This is a genomic window from Streptomyces lacrimifluminis (genome assembly GCF_014646095.1).
GTDB lineage: Bacteria > Actinomycetota > Actinomycetes > Streptomycetales > Streptomycetaceae > Streptomyces > Streptomyces lacrimifluminis.
On record NZ_BMMU01000005.1, the window covers coordinates 52,995 to 68,918 of the forward strand.

A 15,924-nucleotide genomic window follows, 5' to 3' on the forward strand; every position below is an offset into this window, starting at 1 on the left:
GAGTCCAGATTTCGATCGAACGTGCGACGGACACGCGAACGGCTCCTGGTCAGAGCCTCACCCTGACCAGGAGCCGTTCGCGTGTCCGTGTGCCTCAGACGTTGTCAGAAGTTGTCAGTCGTTCGCGACCACGGGGTACCGGGGCTCGTTCTCGGCCATCTGCCGCAGCGCGTCCTTGCGCTCACGCTTGGAGAGCCGGTCGATGTACAGGTACCCGTACAGGTGATCGGTCTCGTGCTGCAGACAGCGCGCGAAGTAGCCGGTGCCGCGCACCTTGATCGGGTTGCCCTTCTCGTCCTGCCCGGTCACCTCGGCGTAGTCGGGCCGAGCGAGCGGCGCGTACGCGGTCGGCACCGAGAGGCAGCCCTCGTTGCTGTCGTCCAGCCGGCGCCGGTCGGCGGGCAGCTCGACCAGCTTCGGGTTGCAGATGACACCGGTGTGCCGGGCGCCCTCGTCGTCGGGGCAGTCGTAGATGAAGACCTTCAGGTCGACGCCCACCTGGTTGGCGGCGAGGCCGACGCCCTCGGCGGTGCGCTGGCTGGCGAACATGTCCGCGACCAGCTGGTCCAGCTCCGCGCCGAACTCGGTGACGTCCTGGCACTCCTTGTGCAGCACCGGGTTGCCGACGACGGTGATGGGCCGCGAGGTCCCGCGCTCACGCCAGGCGGCCTCGCGCTCCTCGCCGTCCTCGGTGTCGATGACGAAGCCCTCGTCGTCCACGGGAAGCACGCCCACGTGCTGCTGATCGGTGTCCTGCTGCGCCATGACCGACGTATGCCTTCCTGCAAAAACTGGGGTGAGTTGCTGATACAGGGTACGGGGAGCGCCCTGACAGGGGTGCGGGGAACTGCGCGATCAGCCACAACGGACCCGCACCCGGCAACGAGACCTAACACACCTCTTCGAGATCCCGCCAGTCCCGGCTCTCCGGACTGTCCGCGACCCACCCGTCCAGCAACCCGCGCACGAGGGACGCCGGGGCAGCGATGCCACACTCCCGCTCCGGCGCCCACAACTGCCCGTCCGTACGGTGTCCCAGCGGCCCGGGGTGCCCCGGCTCACTGTGGTCGTGCGGATCGAGATGCTCACCGTCACCCTCGTCGGACGGCATCCGGGACTCCGAGCACGTGCGGCACAGCAACCGCACCGACGACGACCAGTCCTCCGCGGCGAAGCCGGCGTCGGACGCCAGTCGCTCCAGGGCGTCCCGGTCGTCCTCGGCGGCGGCTTCCAGGAGGACCACCCAGGTGGGTACGGGCGAGGGCGCCCACAGCTCGATCTCGTCGAACACGGGGTAGGAGTGCCCGGCCGCGGTCGTCCGCTCCCCGTGCGGCACTCCGTCGTGCAGCACGACCTCGCCCCAGCGCCGCCCGGAGGACGGCAGCGGGATCGACAGCACCTCGATACGGGCGGGGTCCAGCCGCCGCCCCCACACGACCTCGGCCTCGCCCTCGGGCGACAGCCGTACGGCCGCGCTGCCCAGATCCATCCCGACGGGCTCACCGGCGGCGGTGGCACCCCCGGGCACCCGCAGCCCGTACGCCTGCCAGGCCCGCCGGGCCAGCGGCCAGTCCTGGAGGGCGGTGGCCGCGATGCCCACGTTCCACCAATCGGGGGCCCCGGTCTCCCGGTCCAGCAGCGCCACGGCGCGCAGGCCTGCCGCCCGGGCCTGCTCCCAGTCGTGCCGGAACTTGTGCAGCAGAGCGAGGTTGAACCAGGACTCGGACAGCCAGGGTTCAAGATCGGCGGCACGTGTCAGCAGCGCGCCCGCGTCCTCGTACCGCCCGTCACCGATCAGCGTGAACGCGCGATCGGTGGCCTGCCGCCATGAGGCGGAGGGCCGGTGCCGCCCCTTGCCGAAGATCCTCACGATTCCCGCCTGCCAGTGCCGTGGAGTGGGCCGGCTTCTGCCCCCGTACAGCCTCTCCCTCGCATCCAACCACGGACCGCTGGAGGGGCGCTCATTACCCATGGGTTACCCAACCGAGGGCAGCGTAAGACCGTCCACCCCTCTCCCACCACCATCTTCAACCGATGCGCTCCCGGACGACTCCGCCATTCCTGGCGAGTACCCGCCCGAGGGATTCCACCACTTCGGGCTGATAGTCCCGGCCGGTTCCCAGCCGCAGCTCCTCGAGCGCCCGCAGCGGACCGCCCGCTCCGGCGTCCCGCACCTTCTCCTCGTAGGCGTTGACGGTCCGCACGATGCGCGCGGACACCGGTTGCTCCCGGTACGGATCGGCCTGCCGCTCCACCACCACGGCAACCGCCGCCGCCACCCCCGTCTGCCGTACGACGGCCCCGCCGAGCAGCGCGATCCGGCGCTGTTCCTCCACCGGGAGTACGGCGGTGGCCCCGGCCGGTACCGGGTCGACGAGGCTGAGCTGCCCGATGTCGTGCATGAGGGCCGCGTACTCCAGCACGGTCAGCTCCGCCTCCGACAGCCCCAGTTCCCGCCCCACCGCCCGGCTGAGCACCGCGACGCGCCGCGCGTGCCCGGCCGGGGTGTACCCGGCGATCTCGGTGGCGCGGGCCAGGGACGCGATCGTCTGCCGATAGGTGGCCCGCACGGCCGCGTACCGCCGGAAGGCGAGCTGCGTGAGGAGCAGCGGCAGCGAGAAGACGGGCAGCGCCCAGAGCCCGACGACGGCGACGGCCAGCGCCATGACCACCCCGGTGGCGCACACGGCGGTCCCGATCCCCAGCATGGCCCGCAGCTCGTCCCGCAGCAGCGGACCGAAGGGCCAGCCGGTGCGCGCGTGGGCGAGCGCGGCGGCGAGTACGGCGTCGCAGAGCGCGGTGAGCACGAGCAGCGCGACGAGCAGCAGAACGTAGGCGGGGCCGCCCCAGGCTTCGAACACGCCCTGGTTGTAGAGGGGTTGGAAGCAGATGGCGGCGAACCCGGCGGTGAGCACCCGGCGGGCGAGATGGTCGGCGGTCGGCCCCTGTCCGCGCGCGACATGCGGTACGCAGCCGACGAGGGTGGCCGCGACGACGACGGCGACGACCTGAAACGCCCCATGGTGCGTGGCCCGCCCGGCGTCCTCCCCGAGCAGCGCGTACGACAGCGCTCCGGCGGCGGCGAGCGGCGCCGCCTCCCGCGACTCGGGCCCGCTCCACCGCGTCAGCTCCCCGAGCGTGACAAGCAGCCCGAAGGAGAGCGCGACGGCACGCCCGTCGAGGCCGGACCAGAAAGTGTGGGCGAGGGAGAGAAGGGTGAGAAGGGCGGCGGCGGCATGAACGAGGGCTCTCATGTCACCCCGCCGTCACTCCGAACCTGCCCAGGAAGGGGAACGGGAAGGGAAAGGGGATCGGGGCCGGAGTCGGGATCGGGGCTGGGGCCAGGGCCAGGGACACGGCCGGGGAGGCGGCCGGAGTCGGGGAGACGGCCGGGGCCGGAGTCGGGACCAGGGACGGGGCCGGGGCCGGGACCGGGGCCGGGACCAGGGCCGGGGAGACGGCCGGGGAGGCGGCCGGAGTCGGGACCGGGGCCGGGGAGACGGCCGGGGACAGGGCCGGAGTCGGGGCCAGGGAGACAGCCGGGGACGAGGCCGCTGGGACCGGGGACAGGGCCGGAGTCGGGGCACGTTGGTGTCCGACTGGAAACGGGCGGAGTGGGTGGGTAATCACGACGGGACTGGACCCCGTCAGCTGTCACCACCGGATGCCACCCACCCCGTCGGCCGAGCGCACGCGTCAACGCCCCCACCATCACCGGATCGAACTGCGACCCCGCGCACCTCTCCAGTTCCGCCAGAGCAACCCGCACCGGCCGGGCCCGGCTGTACGACCGGGTCGACGTCATCGCGTCGAACGCGTCCGCGACGGCGACCACACGCGCGAACTCCGGGATCTGGCCGCCGACCAGCCCGTAGGGGTACCCGCTCCCGTCCAGCCGCTCGTGATGGTGCAGGATCGCCGACCGGGCCTCCCCGAGGAAGCCGATCCCCCGGACCATCTCGTGTCCGTACTCCGGGTGCAGCTCGATCACGCGCCGCTCCTGGGGGGTCAACGGCCCGTCCTTGCGCAGCAGCCGCGTGGGCACGCCCAGCTTGCCCACGTCGTGCAGGATTCCGGCGAACCGCAGCAGTTCGACCCGCTCGTCGTCCATGCCCAGTTCCCGCGCGATCATCATCGACGCCTGCCCGACCCGCTCGCTGTGCCCGCGCGTGTATCCGTCCTTGATGTCCACGGCCTGCACGAGCGCCCTGATCGTCGCCTGGTGCGCCGCCCGCTCCCGGTGGTACTGCGCGAACACCCACCAGGACACCCACATCGGCAGCAGCACGAGCAACGCGGCGACGGGCCCGTACGGGCCGCGCCACAGGACGGCCATCATCAGCCCGGCGAGCCCGTGCACCCCGACCGGCACCAGTGACCGTACGAACAGCCCCCGCCAGGCCAGCCGCACCGGCACCCGTTCGGCGAGCGCCAGGATGCCTCCGTCGAGCAGGGCCAGGACCAGGCAGAACGCGACAACGGCCACCCCGGCGGTGACCAACGTGTACGGAAAGTAGGAGGAGACGACCGCGTCCGGCCCGCCGAGCGACCAGTGCACCCACGAGGCCGTCCAGGCGCCGATCCCCAGCTGCCCGGCCCGCCAGACCCGACGCGGCCAGGGCGTTCGCTCGCCGCCCCGGACGAGCAGCGCGCCCGGCAGCGGCACAAGGGCGGCAGCCGCGGGCGGCAGCAGGAAGGCAGCGGCGAGCAGGACGGGCGTGTGCCACCGGGGCGGCCCGCCACCGGCGCCCCCGGGGCCGGTGGCGCCCGGCCCCTCGTGCCCCCGGCCCCCGCCGAACCGGCCGACCGCGAGCTGCTCGCACGCGGCGCACAGCGCGGTGAACAGCGCCACGGCGCCCCAGGGGGCGTGCGCGAACCGGACGGGCGCCGCACAGAGGACGGCTCCCACGGCGACGGCGATGACGTAGACACGCGCCCACGGCGTGATCGACCGCATGGCGCTCCCCTCCCCCGCGTCCCGGACCGGCGCCGGCCGGGCTGACGTTCGGCACCAGCCCGTTCAGGCTCCGGGACATGGAGGATAGGACGGCCGACCGCGGCCGTACGGAGGGATTGACCGAATCTCAGGCCTCAGGAACCGCAGATTAGCCCGTTAGGGTGAGCCGACCTGTCGGGTCGACAGACCGGCTCGGCAGATCAGGTCGGCAGGTCGGCAGGTCGGCAGGTCGGCAGGTCGGCAGGTCGGCAGGTCGGCTCAGTACGCCACATCCGCCGCCAGCACCTTGGTCAACTCCTCGACCGTGGCCGGGGATTCGCGCTGGAACGTGGCGATGTCCAGCCCGTCGTCGCCCACGACGGTCAGCAGCGCGCGTTCGCCGACGGCCAGCACGATGACATGCCCGGAGCCGCACCGGGCGACCACCTCGCGCAGAGCGCCGATCTTCGCCTGCTCGGCGATACGACGGCTGACCCCGAGCGTCGCGGCGGCGAGCGCCGCGACCGACTCGGGGTGCACGGTGTCCGCGTCGGCCACGACGAGAAGGCCGTCCACCGTGGACAGAACGCTCTCCGAGACTCCCATCACCCGGTCTCGCAACGAGATCAGGATGTCGGTCAGCTGGGCGGACTGGGGAGATTGAGGGGATCGGGGAGGCTGCGGATTGTCGCTCAGGGGACTCGGAGGGCTCAGGGGACCCATGGGACGTACTCCTTGCGGTCAGTCGGGCTCAGGAAGAGCACGCAACGCATGGCGGACCCGCCGCAGCGTCTCGACAGAGGGTTGATCGGCGGCCAGCTCTTCGGCCGAGGGGCCCAGCTGGGCAGGGTTCGCGGCACCCCGTACGGGAAGCGCCTTCCGTACGGGCAGAGGGGGTTCTCTCACACCCGGGTCGTCTTGGACCGCGTTTCCCTCATCGTGTGCCTCATCGATTCCGTCAGCACGTCGGTCGGTGCTTCCCTCAGCACTTCGGTCAGTGCCTGGGTCATCTCTTCCATCGTCCGCACTCACTTCCCCCCTTTCTCTCCGCCACGGGGCGTGCGCCTCGGCAGCGGCTCGGTTCTCGACGGCACCGGCGGTGGGCCGGCGGCCGGCGTACGGCCAGGGGTGACACGTGGCGCCGTGCTGGGCCGGCCACCGGGGACGGTCGGGGTTTCCCAGCGGAGGAACCCGAGCGTCTGCATACGGATCAGGTCCAGCGTCACGGCGTACAGCCCGCGCCCCAGTGCGAAGGCGATGTCCCGGGCCGTACGGCGCCCGTTGACCTGGTTCAGAATGTCCTCGTGCCGACCGGACAGCGGCCCCTCCACAACCCCCATACCCGGTACGGGGCGCACGCGGACCAGCTCGCCCGGGGGTCCCCACAGGCGGCTGAGCAGCGAGATGCGCCGCGTTGTCTCGGCGGTCAACTGCCGTGGCTCCACGCCCGGTCGGGCGAGGAGTGCCGGCTCCGGGTCGCCCAGCTCCCAACTGCCCGGCGCGCCCAGCGATAGGGCGAAGGCCGCGTCGAACACGGCGGCCGCGCAGACGACTTCGAGTTCGGCGGCGCCCACCAGGCCGTCGGCGACCAGGCGTTCACCGAGCAGGTCCGCGCCGCGCTGCGCGGCGCACGCGGCGAGCCAGTCCTCGTCGCCGATCCGGCCCGAGGTCAGCAGTGTGGAGGTGGCGGTCGGCGCGCCCGGTGTCTCGATCGCGCCCACCAGTCCGTCGCGCAGGTGGATCGTGCCGCCCGGGGTGCCCGCGACCCGTACCGTGCCGCTGAATCCCTCCTCGCGCAGTCCCAGCAGCAGGGCGGGCAGATTGCGCGCGGCAGATGCCCTCATGCACTCACCCACGCTCTCGGGCCGGTCGTACGAGTGGTGCCGGCCGGGCCGGTCATGCCAGCACCTCGCCGGCCAGGTCGCCCATGCTGCGCGCGGCGAGCGCGAGATTGACCCGCGCCCGGTCGAGTCCGGCTGTCAGCAGGAGCGGGTCGCCCGCCGGGCGGCCCACGGTGACCAGGACCTGATGGCGTCGCAGACTGGTCGTGACGACGCTCTCCAGCTCGCCCTCGGCGCCCGCCCGGCCCAGCCGTTCGGCGACGAGGGCGGCGAACTCGGAGCTCTCCGAGCCGTCCCCGGCCTCGGCGGTGTCCCCCGCCACTCCGTAGGTGAGGCCGGTGACGGCGTCGACTAGGGCGACACCGGTGACGCCGGGGGAGTCGAGGAACCGGGCCAGCGAAGCCTCAACTGCCGTCGACATTTCGCCATTCCCCCTTCGCGTACGACCGCTACGCAGTACTTTGAGCGACAACTTTCGTAACGCACAACAAAGTTGATGTTTTGTGACCCGCAAGTCGCTTGAGTTCGATCGTAGTTGCACGGACAGCGACCGGTCAGCGTCACTGAGGAATTGGGGCAGCGGAATGAACATCGAGACAGCGCTCAAGGAAGCCATGACCGTGGACGGGGCGCTCGGAGTGGCGCTCGTCGACTACGACAGCGGTATGTCGCTCGGCACCCTCGGCGGTGGCCCGGGCCTGGACCTTGAGCTCGCGGCGGCGGGCAACACCGAGGTCGTCCGGGCGAAGATGCGCACGCTGGCCTCGCTGGACATGAACGACAGCATCGAGGACATCCTCATCACGCTGGGCAGGCAGTACCACCTGATCCGCCCGCTGGCCAGCAGCAAGGGCGCGCTCTTCCTGTACATCGCGCTCGACCGGTCGCGCAGCAACCTGGCGCTGGCCCGGCACAGCCTGAAGAGAATCGAGAACGGCCTGGACGTCTGAGGTTCGCGACCGGGCGGAAGGACCAAGGGAAGAGATCAAGGGAGAAACGACGATCGGCCCCGCTTCCGCGGGGCCGACGGCGTACGGCTGTGGTCCGGCCGAGTCAGCTCTCGGCAGCCACGTCGTGGTCGGGCACCGCCTGCCCGGAGCGGATCATGTCGAGCCGCCCCATGACCTTGGCGCGCAGGTCGGCCGGCACGTCGTCCTGACCGCAGCAGCGCTTGACGAGCTTCTTCACGGCCTGTTCGAGCCCGTACTTCTCCAGGCACGGAGAGCACTCCTCGAAGTGGACCTCGAACTTGGTGCAGTCCGAGTCCGGCATCTCCCGGTCGAGGAACTCGTAGAGATGATCGAGCACTTCACTGCAGTCCGTCTCGTGATGGTCTCCGCAGCTCATGACCCCGAGCCTTTCGCTTCGTTCGACTCTCCGGCACCGGCCGGGACAAGGCCACGGTCACGGGCGTAGTCCTCGAGCATGCCGCGCAGCTGACGACGGCCTCGGTGCAGCCGGGACATCACCGTGCCGATGGGTGTCCCCATGATGTCCGCGATCTCCTTGTACGCAAAGCCCTCTACGTCCGCGAGATACACCGCGATCCGGAATTCCTCCGGAATCGCCTGCAGCGCTTCCTTGACGTCCGAGTCGGGCAGGTGGTCGAGCGCCTGCGACTCGGCGGAGCGCAGACCGGTCGACATGTGCGACTCGGCACGCGCGAGCTGCCAGTCCTCGATCTCCTCGGCCCCGCTGCGCTGGGGTTCGCGCTGCTTCTTGCGGTACGAGTTGATGAACGTGTTCGTGAGGATCCGGTACAGCCACGCCTTGAGGTTGGTGCCCTCGCGGAACTGGTGGAAGGACGCGTACGCCTTCGCGTACGTCTCCTGCACCAGGTCCTCGGCGTCGGCCGGGTTGCGTGTCATGCGCAGCGCGGCGGAGTACATCTGGTCGAGGAATTCCAGCGCGTCCCGCTCGAAGCGCGCGCTGCGCTCGGCGGTCGACTCGCTCCTGCCCGGACCCTCGGGCTGCTCCGCCTGGCCGTGTTCGGTCCCTGCGTCGGTCCCAGTGACCGGACCCACCTCCTCCAACGACGTGGTGAGACCGAAACCGACCCCACTCGAATCGGAGGATAGACGAACATCGTGTCCGCCCGCCGCCCGAACAGGGGCGGTCTTCGACGCGTGCAGCACCGTCCAGTCCAGGTCAGCGCTGCTGCGGCGATTCGGGCAGATGGTCGAACCCATGCGGCGGACTTCCTCTCGTACGAACGGTCACCCCACGCTCGTGGTGTCTGATCCGCACAACAGTGGTCCGCCGCCCGGCATTCCCGGCCCTCACCCGAGTGACGCGACCCACTCCACGACCCGACCGGTGATCACCGCCATCGCCTCCTCCTGCCCCACGGATGCCCGTTTCGGCACGGCGAAACCATGATCGCCGTACGGCACCTCCACCACCTCGTGATCCCCCGGCGGGAACTCGGCCGGTTTCCCGAACGGATCGTTGCCGCCCTGGACGACCAGGGTGGGCACCCCGGCCCCGAGCAGTTCGGCGGCCCGCGACTTCTCGGGCCTGCCCGGTGGGTGCAGCGGGAAGGAGAGCGCGAGCACGGCCAGGGCGCCCAGTTCCCCGGCCGTACGACAGGCCACGCGGGCCCCGGCGCTGCGCCCGCCCGCGATCACCGGCAGCCCGGGTTGGGCGAGCGCGGGCCAGATTCCCCGCCACCCCACGTCCAGCGTCTTCGGCGCGGGCGCCACCTTCTTCCCGGCCACCCGCCAGGGCTGCTCGACGAGCGCCACGGTGACGCCGTGCGCGGGCAGCTCGCCCGCGAGCGCCCGGAGATCGCGCGCCTCGATGCCCCCGCCGGCGCCATGGCCGACGGCGAGGACGAATCGGGCCTTCGCGGCCGGATGCCAGGTGACGCGGGCGGTGCCGGCGTCGGTCTCGACGGTCTCGATACGTGTGTCAGAAGGGCTCACGTCAGAAGAGTGTGCCCTCCTCGGGCCCCTCCAGCTCGGTCAGCAGCTCCGGTCCGTTGTTGCGGACGTTGCTCACGGCCGTGGGGACGGGATAGGCGCGCATCAGCCCGGTCGGCGGCGGCGCGAGCAGCTCGCGCAGGTCGTCCACGTCGGTACGGGCCGGGTCCAGCCAGGCGTCCCAGCGGTCCGGGGTGAGCATCAGGGGCATCCGGGGATGGATGTCGGCCAGGGCGCGCGGGCCCTCGGCGGGAGCTGCCGCCAGCGGGGAGGTCTCGGCCTCGGTGGTGATGACCGAGCACGTCACCCACCAGGCCAGCGGGTGGTCGTCGGGCAGGGTCCGGTCCCGCCAGAACTCGTACAGGCCCGCCATCGCGAAGACCGATCCGTCGGCGGGCGTCACGAAGTACGGCTGCTTTCGCGGACGCTTCTTCTTCCCCTCGACCTCCAGCTCCCGCTCGCCGGTCCCGGTGACCCACTCGTAGTAGCCGTCGGCGGGCAGGATGCAGCGCCGGGTGGTGAAGGCACGTCGGAACGAGGGTTTCTCGTGGACCGTCTCCGCGCGCGCGTTGATCATCCGGGCGCTGCCCTCGGGCGTCTTGGCCCAGGACGGGACGAGCCCCCATCTCAGCTTCCGCAGCTGCCGAACCGGATCCGGATCCTCGGCGTCCTTGAGAGGGCGGTCGAGGACCGCATAGACCTCTTTGGTCGGGGCCACGTTGTAGTCAGGGGCGAGTGTCTCCTCGGGATCCCACTTCTCGGCCTCAAAGATTCCTGCGAGATCCTCGGGCGCACGACTCGCTGCATACCTACCGCACATACGTGCCACACTGCCAGATTCGAAGCGACGCTAGGGAGCCTCCGCCCACAATGGACAGCACCGCATCCACCTCGCTGGCCGGCCTCTGGGACGAGATATTCGGCAGCCAGCCCGACCCCGACCTGTGGGTGGTGATCGCGACCCTGGTGGCCGCGCTCGCCGTGATCGTCCCGCACCCGCTGTGGCGCCTCTCCCGCAACGCGATCACCATCGCGCACGAGGGCGGTCACGGTCTGGTCGCGCTGCTGACCGGCCGCACCCTCACCGGCATCCGCCTGCACTCCGACACCAGCGGCCTCACCGTCAGCCGGGGCAAGCCGCACGGCCTGGGCATGATCCTCACGGCCGCCTTCGGCTACACCGCTCCCCCGCTGCTCGGCCTCGGCGGCGCCGCGCTCCTCGGCGCCGGTCACATCACCGCCCTCCTGTGGCTGGCAACGGCGCTGCTGGTGGCGATGCTGGTGATGATCCGCAACGCGTACGGCGCCCTCACGGTTTTCGTCTCCGGCGGCACCTTCGTGGCGGTGTCCTGGCTCACCGGCCCCCAGATCCAGGCGGCGTTCGCCTACGCGGTGGTGTGGTTCCTGCTGCTGGGCGGAGTCCGCCCTGCCTTCGAACTCCAGGCCAAGCGCCGCAGGGGCGGCGCGGGCGACTCGGACGCGGACCAGCTGTCCCGACTGACACATGTCCCGGCGGGCCTGTGGCTCTTCCTGTTCCACGCGGTGAGCCTGTGCTCGCTGATCGGCGGGGGCAGGTGGCTGCTGGAGGTATGAGGCGGGTCGCCCCTGTAACGCGCCCCGAAGGGGCAGCGTTACAGGGGAGCGGGGCTGAATCCCTTGTGCGGCTCCGCCGCGGGGCGCGACCAGCCACAACGGCGCCGCACCCGAATAACGACCGCGCACTAAAGTAAACCCATGGCCCCGAACCCCGCAGACCCCGCCCTCTGGCCCGCCCCGCACGCGAGCGGAGCCGTCGACGCGACGGTCCACGTGCCCGGGTCCAAGTCCGTCACCAACCGTGCCCTCGTCCTCGCCGCCCTCGCCTCGGAGCCCGGCTGGCTGCGCCGCCCCCTCCGCTCTCGCGACACCCTCCTGATGGCAGGCGCCCTGCGCACGATGGGCGTCGGCATCGAGGAGACGGTGTCGTCCAGCTCGACCGTCGCGGGGAGCCCCGACGGTTCCGGCGAGGCCTGGCGCGTCATCCCCTCCGGCCTGCACGGCCCCGCCACGGTCGACGTCGGCAACGCCGGCACGGTGATGCGCTTCCTGCCCCCGGTCGCCGCCCTCGCCGACGGGCCCATCCGCTTCGACGGCGACCCGCGTTCGTACGAGCGTCCGCTCCACGGCGTGATCGACGGCCTGCGCGCCCTCGGCGCCCGCATCGACGACGACGGCCGCGGCGCACTCCCCCTGACGGTGCACGGCAGCGGCGCCCTGGACGGCGGCCCGGTGTCGATCGACGCGTCCTCGTCCTCGCAGTTCGTGAGCGCCCTGCTGCTCTCCGCCCCGCGCTTCAACCAGGGCGTGGAGGTCCGCCACACCGGCGCGACCCTGCCCTCGCTCCCCCACATCCGGATGACGGTCGACATGCTGCGCGCGGTCGGCGCCCAGGTGGACACCCCGGAGTCGGGCGGCGAGCCGAACGTCTGGCGGGTCACGCCAGGGGCGCTGCTCGGCCGGGACCTCACCATCGAGCCGGACCTCTCCAACGCCCAGCCCTTCCTGGCGGCGGCCCTGGTGACCGGCGGCAAGGTGACGATCCCCGACTGGCCGGCCCGCACCACCCAGCCCGGCGACCGGCTCCGCGAGATCTTCACGGAGATGGGCGGCTCCTGCGAACTCACCGAGTACGGACTGGAGTTCACGGGCTCCGGCGCGATCCACGGCATCGACGTGGACCTGAGCGAGGTCGGCGAGCTGACCCCGGGCATCGCAGCGGTCGCGGCCCTCGCCGACTCCCCCTCCACCCTCACCGGGGTGGCTCATCTGCGCCTCCACGAGACGGACCGCCTGGCGGCCCTGACCAAGGAGATCAACGAACTCGGCGGCGACGTGACCGAGACGGCCGACGGCCTGCACATCCGCCCGCGCCCCCTGCACGGCGGCACCTTCCACACGTACGAGGACCACCGCATGGCGACGGCCGGTGCGATCATCGGGCTGGCGGTGGAGGGCGTACGGATCGAGAACGTGGCGACGACGGCGAAGACCCTCCCGGACTTCCCCGATCTGTGGGCCGGAATGCTCGGGGCCGGAATGCTCGGGAACTGACGGGCGGACCGGAATCATGCGCCGCTACGGCAAGAACACCGACGAGGACGACATCCGCTCCCGCCCGAACCGCAAGGGCAACCGACCTCGTACGAACATCCGCCCGAAGCACGAGGACGCGGCCGACGGCATGGTCCTCACCGTCGACCGGGGCCGGCTGACCGTCCTGGTCGACGACCGGATCGTCATGGCGATGAAGGCCCGCGAACTGGGCCGCAAGGCCGCTGTGGTCGGCGACCACGTGGCCGTCATCGGCGACCTCTCCGGCAAGAAGGACACCCTCGCCCGCATCGTCCGCATCGGGGCGCGCACCTCCCTCCTGCGCCGCACGGCGGACGACGACGACCCCTACGAGCGCGTGGTCGTCGCCAACGCCGACCAGTTGGCCATCGTCACGGCGCTCGCCGACCCGGAGCCCCGCCCCCGTCTGATCGACCGCTGCCTGGTGGCGGCCTACGCCGGCGGCCTGACCCCGCTCCTGGTCCTGACCAAGTCGGACCTGGCCCCGCCCGACAAGCTCCTGGAGCTGTACGGCGCCCTGGACATCCCGTACGTGGTCACGAGCCGCCAGGAGCTGGAGAGCGGGGCCGCCGTGGCCCGCGTGCGCGAGCAACTGGACGGCAAGATCACGGCGTTCGTCGGCCACTCGGGCGTCGGCAAGACGACCCTGGTCAACGCCCTGGTGCCGAACGACCAGCGGCGCTCGACGGGAGTCGTCAACGCGGTCACGGGCCGGGGCCGCCACACCACCACCTCCGCCCTGGCCCTCCCCCTCTCGGGCGACGCGGGCTGGGTGGTCGACACCCCGGGCGTACGTTCGTTCGGGCTTCACCATGTCGACCCGTCCCTCGTGATCCACGCCTTCCCCGACCTGGAACCGGGTACGGAGGGCTGCCCGCGCGCGTGCAGTCACGACGAGCCCGACTGCGCGCTGGACGAGTGGGTGGAGAAGGGGCACGCCGATCCGGCGCGGCTCTACTCCCTGCGCCGGCTGCTGTCGACCAGGGAGCGGACGGAGGGCGACTGACCTCCGCGTTGTTTGACCGGGGCGGCAGCCGGTAAGTGCATAATCGCACCCAGCCGGATCCGGGCGGGACGAAGCAGTCGACGCGGTACACGGGAGGACAAGACATGGCGTGGCTGCTGGTCGTTGTGGCGGGACTCCTGGAAACCGGCTTCGCCGTCTGCCTGAAACTGTCCCACGGCTTCACCCGTCTCTGGCCGACGGTCGCGTTCTGCGTCTTCGCCCTCGGCAGTTTCGGCCTGCTGACCCTCGCCCTGAAGAAGCTCGACGTGGGCCCGGCGTACGCGGTGTGGACCGGCATCGGCGCGGCGGGCACCGCGATCTACGGAATGATCTTCCTCGACGACCTGGTGTCCGTCCTGAAGATCGTCTCGATCAGCCTGGTGATCATCGGCGTGATCGGCCTGCAGCTGTCGGGCTCGGCCCACTGACACCGGGCGGGACGGCCGGCGCGCTCAGCTCCACACGGCAGCGCCGTCCGGCCTCCGCAACACGCTCCCTACGAGGCCGGCGACACCGCCCTCCCCCGGGGGCGCGGCGACGCAGGACAGGGCGAGCCGGACGGCCAGTTCGCAGGTACGGGACATCTCGGCCACGTCGGACTTGGCCGCGCCGGCGCCGGACAGCACGGTCACGGCACGGTCCCGGACGAGCGCCACGAATTCGCCGGGTGAGGGCAGCGGACCGTCGGCCCGCCGCTGCGCGGGCACCACGGTGGAGGACGGCACGGCGGACAGCGTCGGCGAGGGCAGCCGTTCGCTCCAGCAGCCGGTCAGCAGGGCCCGTACGAGGACGTTGTCGCGGGCGGCCGACGCGGTCCACTCGGCGGCCGTGGTGAGCCGGTCCCGCGCACCGGCACCGGGGTCGGCGGGCCCGGTCAACGCCCGCTCGACGCCCGCGAGGTAGGCGTCGGCCTCTCTGCGGACCAGGGCCCGGGCGAGCCCCTCCTTGCTGCCGAACTCGTTGTACAGGGTCTGCCGGGACACTCCGGCCGCCGCCGCGACGTCGACCATGCGCACCGCGGACCACGGACGACGCGCGAGCGCCGTGTAAGCGGCATCCAGCAAGGAATCCCGCGCTGCAGGCATCATCCGCCTCCCAGGGGCGAGCGGCTCTGGGCCCCAGGTTTGACGCGCACGGAGTCACTGTCAAGGGTTCGCGACAGCGCCCGGGGGCGCGTATCGACATTCGCACCCCCGCGGGAGCCGACGGCGTCGACAGAGCGGGCCGACCGCGCGTCATCCCACCCGCTGCCCCCTGTAGCCCGGCGGCAGCCGTGAAAGATACGGTTCGCCTATGCCCGACTATCTCGATGACCTGCGCCTTGCCCACGTCCTCGCGGACGCTGCCGACGCCACGACGATGGACCGGTTCAAGGCACTCGACCTCAAGGTCGAGACGAAGCCGGACATGACGCCGGTCAGCGAGGCGGACAAATCGGCCGAGGAATTGATGCGGGGCCAGTTGCAGCGGGCCCGCCCACGCGACGCGATCATCGGCGAGGAGCACGGCACCGAGGGCACCGGCCCCCGCCGCTGGGTGATCGACCCGATCGACGGCACCAAGAACTACGTCCGCGGGGTGCCCGTCTGGGCCACGCTGATCTCCCTGATGGAGGCGGGCGAGGGCGGCTTCCAGCCGGTGGTCGGCCTTGTCTCCGCCCCCGCCCTGGGCCGCCGCTGGTGGGCGGCGAAGGGCCACGGCGCGTTCACCGGCCGCAGTCTCTCCTCGTCGTCCCGGCTGCGCGTCTCGAACGTCTCCAAGATGACGGACGCGTCGTTCGCGTACTCGTCGCTCACCGGCTGGGAGGACCGCGGCGTGCTGGGCGGCTTCCTCGACCTGACCCGCGAGGTGTGGCGCACGCGCGCGTACGGCGACTTCTGGCCGTACATGATGGTCGCCGAGGGCGCCATCGACATCTGCGCGGAGCCTGAGCTGTCCCTGTGGGACATGGCGGCCAACGCGATCATCGTCACGGAGGCCGGCGGCACGTTCACCGGCCTCGACGGCCGCCCGGGCCCGCACAGCGGAGACGCGGCGGCATCGAACGGCCACCTGCACGACGAGATGCTGGGATACCTGAACCAGCGATACTGATCCCGACCCCGATCC

At 71.6% G+C, this 15,924-nt stretch carries 17 protein-coding genes and 1 pseudogene; 6 read left to right on the forward strand and 12 right to left on the reverse strand.

The window, feature by feature from the left end:
- Positions 1-114: 114 nt before the first annotated feature.
- The 7 genes and pseudogenes from def to IEY89_RS10190 all read right to left on the reverse strand — a co-directional run bounded on the left by def (position 115) and on the right by IEY89_RS10190 (position 7,198).
- The gene (gene def, locus IEY89_RS10160; protein ID WP_189146994.1) at positions 115-765 is read right to left on the reverse strand and encodes a peptide deformylase; all 651 of its coding nucleotides are present in this window, start codon (positions 763-765) and stop codon (positions 115-117) included.
- A gap of 124 nt (positions 766-889) precedes the next feature.
- Complete coding sequence (locus tag IEY89_RS10165; RefSeq protein ID WP_189146995.1) at positions 890-1,870, reverse strand: tetratricopeptide repeat protein; 981 nt, start codon at positions 1,868-1,870, stop codon at positions 890-892.
- 157 nt (positions 1,871-2,027) lie between these two features.
- The gene (locus tag IEY89_RS10170; protein WP_189146996.1) at positions 2,028-3,254 is read right to left on the reverse strand and encodes an HD-GYP domain-containing protein; all 1,227 of its coding nucleotides are present in this window, start codon (positions 3,252-3,254) and stop codon (positions 2,028-2,030) included.
- Positions 3,255-3,598: 344 nt separating this feature from the next.
- Positions 3,599-4,957, reverse strand: a pseudogene (locus tag IEY89_RS10175) (HD-GYP domain-containing protein); the annotation flags it as partial.
- A gap of 258 nt (positions 4,958-5,215) precedes the next feature.
- Positions 5,216-5,659, reverse strand: coding sequence for a roadblock/LC7 domain-containing protein (locus IEY89_RS10180; protein ID WP_268240727.1), 444 nt, complete (start codon positions 5,657-5,659; stop codon positions 5,216-5,218).
- 305 nt (positions 5,660-5,964) lie between these two features.
- Positions 5,965-6,780, reverse strand: a complete 816-nt coding sequence (locus IEY89_RS10185) for a hypothetical protein (protein WP_189146997.1) — start codon at positions 6,778-6,780, stop codon at positions 5,965-5,967.
- 52 nt (positions 6,781-6,832) lie between these two features.
- Positions 6,833-7,198 (reverse strand): hypothetical protein, encoded by a 366-nt coding sequence (locus tag IEY89_RS10190; RefSeq protein WP_229695137.1) that lies wholly within the window; start codon positions 7,196-7,198, stop codon positions 6,833-6,835.
- Between the two features lie 163 nt (positions 7,199-7,361).
- Between IEY89_RS10190 and IEY89_RS10195 the strand changes: the two genes are divergently transcribed.
- A complete protein-coding gene (locus IEY89_RS10195; protein WP_189146998.1) occupies positions 7,362-7,727 on the forward strand; it encodes a hypothetical protein in 366 nt (121 codons plus the stop codon).
- Between the two features lie 103 nt (positions 7,728-7,830).
- On the opposite strand, the gene rsrA is transcribed toward IEY89_RS10195, so the two are convergent.
- From rsrA to IEY89_RS10215, 4 genes are all read right to left on the reverse strand, one after another.
- Complete coding sequence (gene rsrA / locus IEY89_RS10200) at positions 7,831-8,124, reverse strand: mycothiol system anti-sigma-R factor (RefSeq protein ID WP_189146999.1); 294 nt, start codon at positions 8,122-8,124, stop codon at positions 7,831-7,833.
- Complete coding sequence (gene sigR, locus IEY89_RS10205; protein WP_189147000.1) at positions 8,121-8,801, reverse strand: RNA polymerase sigma factor SigR; 681 nt, start codon at positions 8,799-8,801, stop codon at positions 8,121-8,123. The genes rsrA and sigR overlap by 4 nt, the downstream gene beginning before the upstream one ends.
- Positions 8,802-9,056: 255 nt before the next feature.
- Positions 9,057-9,701: an alpha/beta hydrolase family protein gene (locus tag IEY89_RS10210; RefSeq protein ID WP_189147001.1), complete on the reverse strand. Its 645-nt coding sequence runs from the start codon at positions 9,699-9,701 to the stop codon at positions 9,057-9,059.
- Between the two features lies 1 nt (position 9,702).
- Positions 9,703-10,518, reverse strand: a complete 816-nt coding sequence (locus IEY89_RS10215) for an SOS response-associated peptidase (RefSeq protein WP_189147002.1) — start codon at positions 10,516-10,518, stop codon at positions 9,703-9,705.
- Positions 10,519-10,568: 50 nt separating this feature from the next.
- Here IEY89_RS10215 and IEY89_RS10220 point away from each other — a divergent pair, with 50 nt between their 5' ends.
- The 4 genes from IEY89_RS10220 (at position 10,569) to IEY89_RS10235 (ending at position 14,243) form a co-directional block, all read left to right on the forward strand.
- Positions 10,569-11,291: a M50 family metallopeptidase gene (locus IEY89_RS10220; RefSeq protein WP_189147003.1), complete on the forward strand. Its 723-nt coding sequence runs from the start codon at positions 10,569-10,571 to the stop codon at positions 11,289-11,291.
- A gap of 141 nt (positions 11,292-11,432) precedes the next feature.
- On the forward strand, positions 11,433-12,788 hold the full coding sequence (aroA, locus tag IEY89_RS10225; RefSeq protein WP_189147004.1) for a 3-phosphoshikimate 1-carboxyvinyltransferase: 1,356 nt from the start codon (positions 11,433-11,435) through the stop codon (positions 12,786-12,788).
- Between the two features lie 16 nt (positions 12,789-12,804).
- Complete coding sequence (gene rsgA, locus IEY89_RS10230) at positions 12,805-13,815, forward strand: ribosome small subunit-dependent GTPase A (RefSeq protein ID WP_189147005.1); 1,011 nt, start codon at positions 12,805-12,807, stop codon at positions 13,813-13,815.
- A gap of 104 nt (positions 13,816-13,919) precedes the next feature.
- On the forward strand, positions 13,920-14,243 hold the full coding sequence (locus IEY89_RS10235) for a DMT family transporter (protein WP_189147006.1): 324 nt from the start codon (positions 13,920-13,922) through the stop codon (positions 14,241-14,243).
- Between the two features lie 24 nt (positions 14,244-14,267).
- Here the strand turns inward: IEY89_RS10235 and IEY89_RS10240 are convergent, their stop codons facing one another.
- Positions 14,268-14,900 carry a TetR/AcrR family transcriptional regulator gene (locus tag IEY89_RS10240; RefSeq protein WP_189147221.1) on the reverse strand — a complete coding sequence of 211 codons (633 nt, stop codon included), beginning with the start codon at positions 14,898-14,900 and terminating at the stop codon, positions 14,268-14,270.
- 208 nt (positions 14,901-15,108) lie between these two features.
- Between IEY89_RS10240 and hisN the strand changes: the two genes are divergently transcribed.
- Complete coding sequence (gene hisN, locus IEY89_RS10245) at positions 15,109-15,909, forward strand: histidinol-phosphatase (RefSeq protein ID WP_189147007.1); 801 nt, start codon at positions 15,109-15,111, stop codon at positions 15,907-15,909.
- Positions 15,910-15,924 lie beyond the last annotated feature (15 nt).

Bases quoted from the DNA above. Each gene is read 5' to 3' on its own strand.
- aroA (WP_189147004.1), top strand. From the start codon at position 11,433: ATGGCCCCGAACCCCGCAGACCCCGCCCTCTGGCCCGCCCCGCACGCG.
- rsrA (WP_189146999.1), bottom strand. From the start codon at position 8,124: ATGAGCTGCGGAGACCATCACGAGACGGACTGCAGTGAAGTGCTCGAT.
- IEY89_RS10215 (WP_189147002.1), bottom strand. From the start codon at position 10,518: ATGTGCGGTAGGTATGCAGCGAGTCGTGCGCCCGAGGATCTCGCAGGA.
- hisN (WP_189147007.1), top strand. From the start codon at position 15,109: ATGCCCGACTATCTCGATGACCTGCGCCTTGCCCACGTCCTCGCGGAC.
- IEY89_RS10170 (WP_189146996.1), bottom strand. From the start codon at position 3,254: ATGAGAGCCCTCGTTCATGCCGCCGCCGCCCTTCTCACCCTTCTCTCC.
- IEY89_RS10180 (WP_268240727.1), bottom strand. From the start codon at position 5,659: ATGGGTCCCCTGAGCCCTCCGAGTCCCCTGAGCGACAATCCGCAGCCT.
- def (WP_189146994.1), bottom strand. From the start codon at position 765: ATGGCGCAGCAGGACACCGATCAGCAGCACGTGGGCGTGCTTCCCGTG.
- IEY89_RS10185 (WP_189146997.1), bottom strand. From the start codon at position 6,780: ATGAGGGCATCTGCCGCGCGCAATCTGCCCGCCCTGCTGCTGGGACTG.
- IEY89_RS10240 (WP_189147221.1), bottom strand. From the start codon at position 14,900: ATGCCTGCAGCGCGGGATTCCTTGCTGGATGCCGCTTACACGGCGCTC.
- IEY89_RS10195 (WP_189146998.1), top strand. From the start codon at position 7,362: ATGAACATCGAGACAGCGCTCAAGGAAGCCATGACCGTGGACGGGGCG.
- IEY89_RS10235 (WP_189147006.1), top strand. From the start codon at position 13,920: ATGGCGTGGCTGCTGGTCGTTGTGGCGGGACTCCTGGAAACCGGCTTC.
- rsgA (WP_189147005.1), top strand. From the start codon at position 12,805: ATGCGCCGCTACGGCAAGAACACCGACGAGGACGACATCCGCTCCCGC.
- IEY89_RS10220 (WP_189147003.1), top strand. From the start codon at position 10,569: ATGGACAGCACCGCATCCACCTCGCTGGCCGGCCTCTGGGACGAGATA.
- IEY89_RS10190 (WP_229695137.1), bottom strand. From the start codon at position 7,198: ATGTCGACGGCAGTTGAGGCTTCGCTGGCCCGGTTCCTCGACTCCCCC.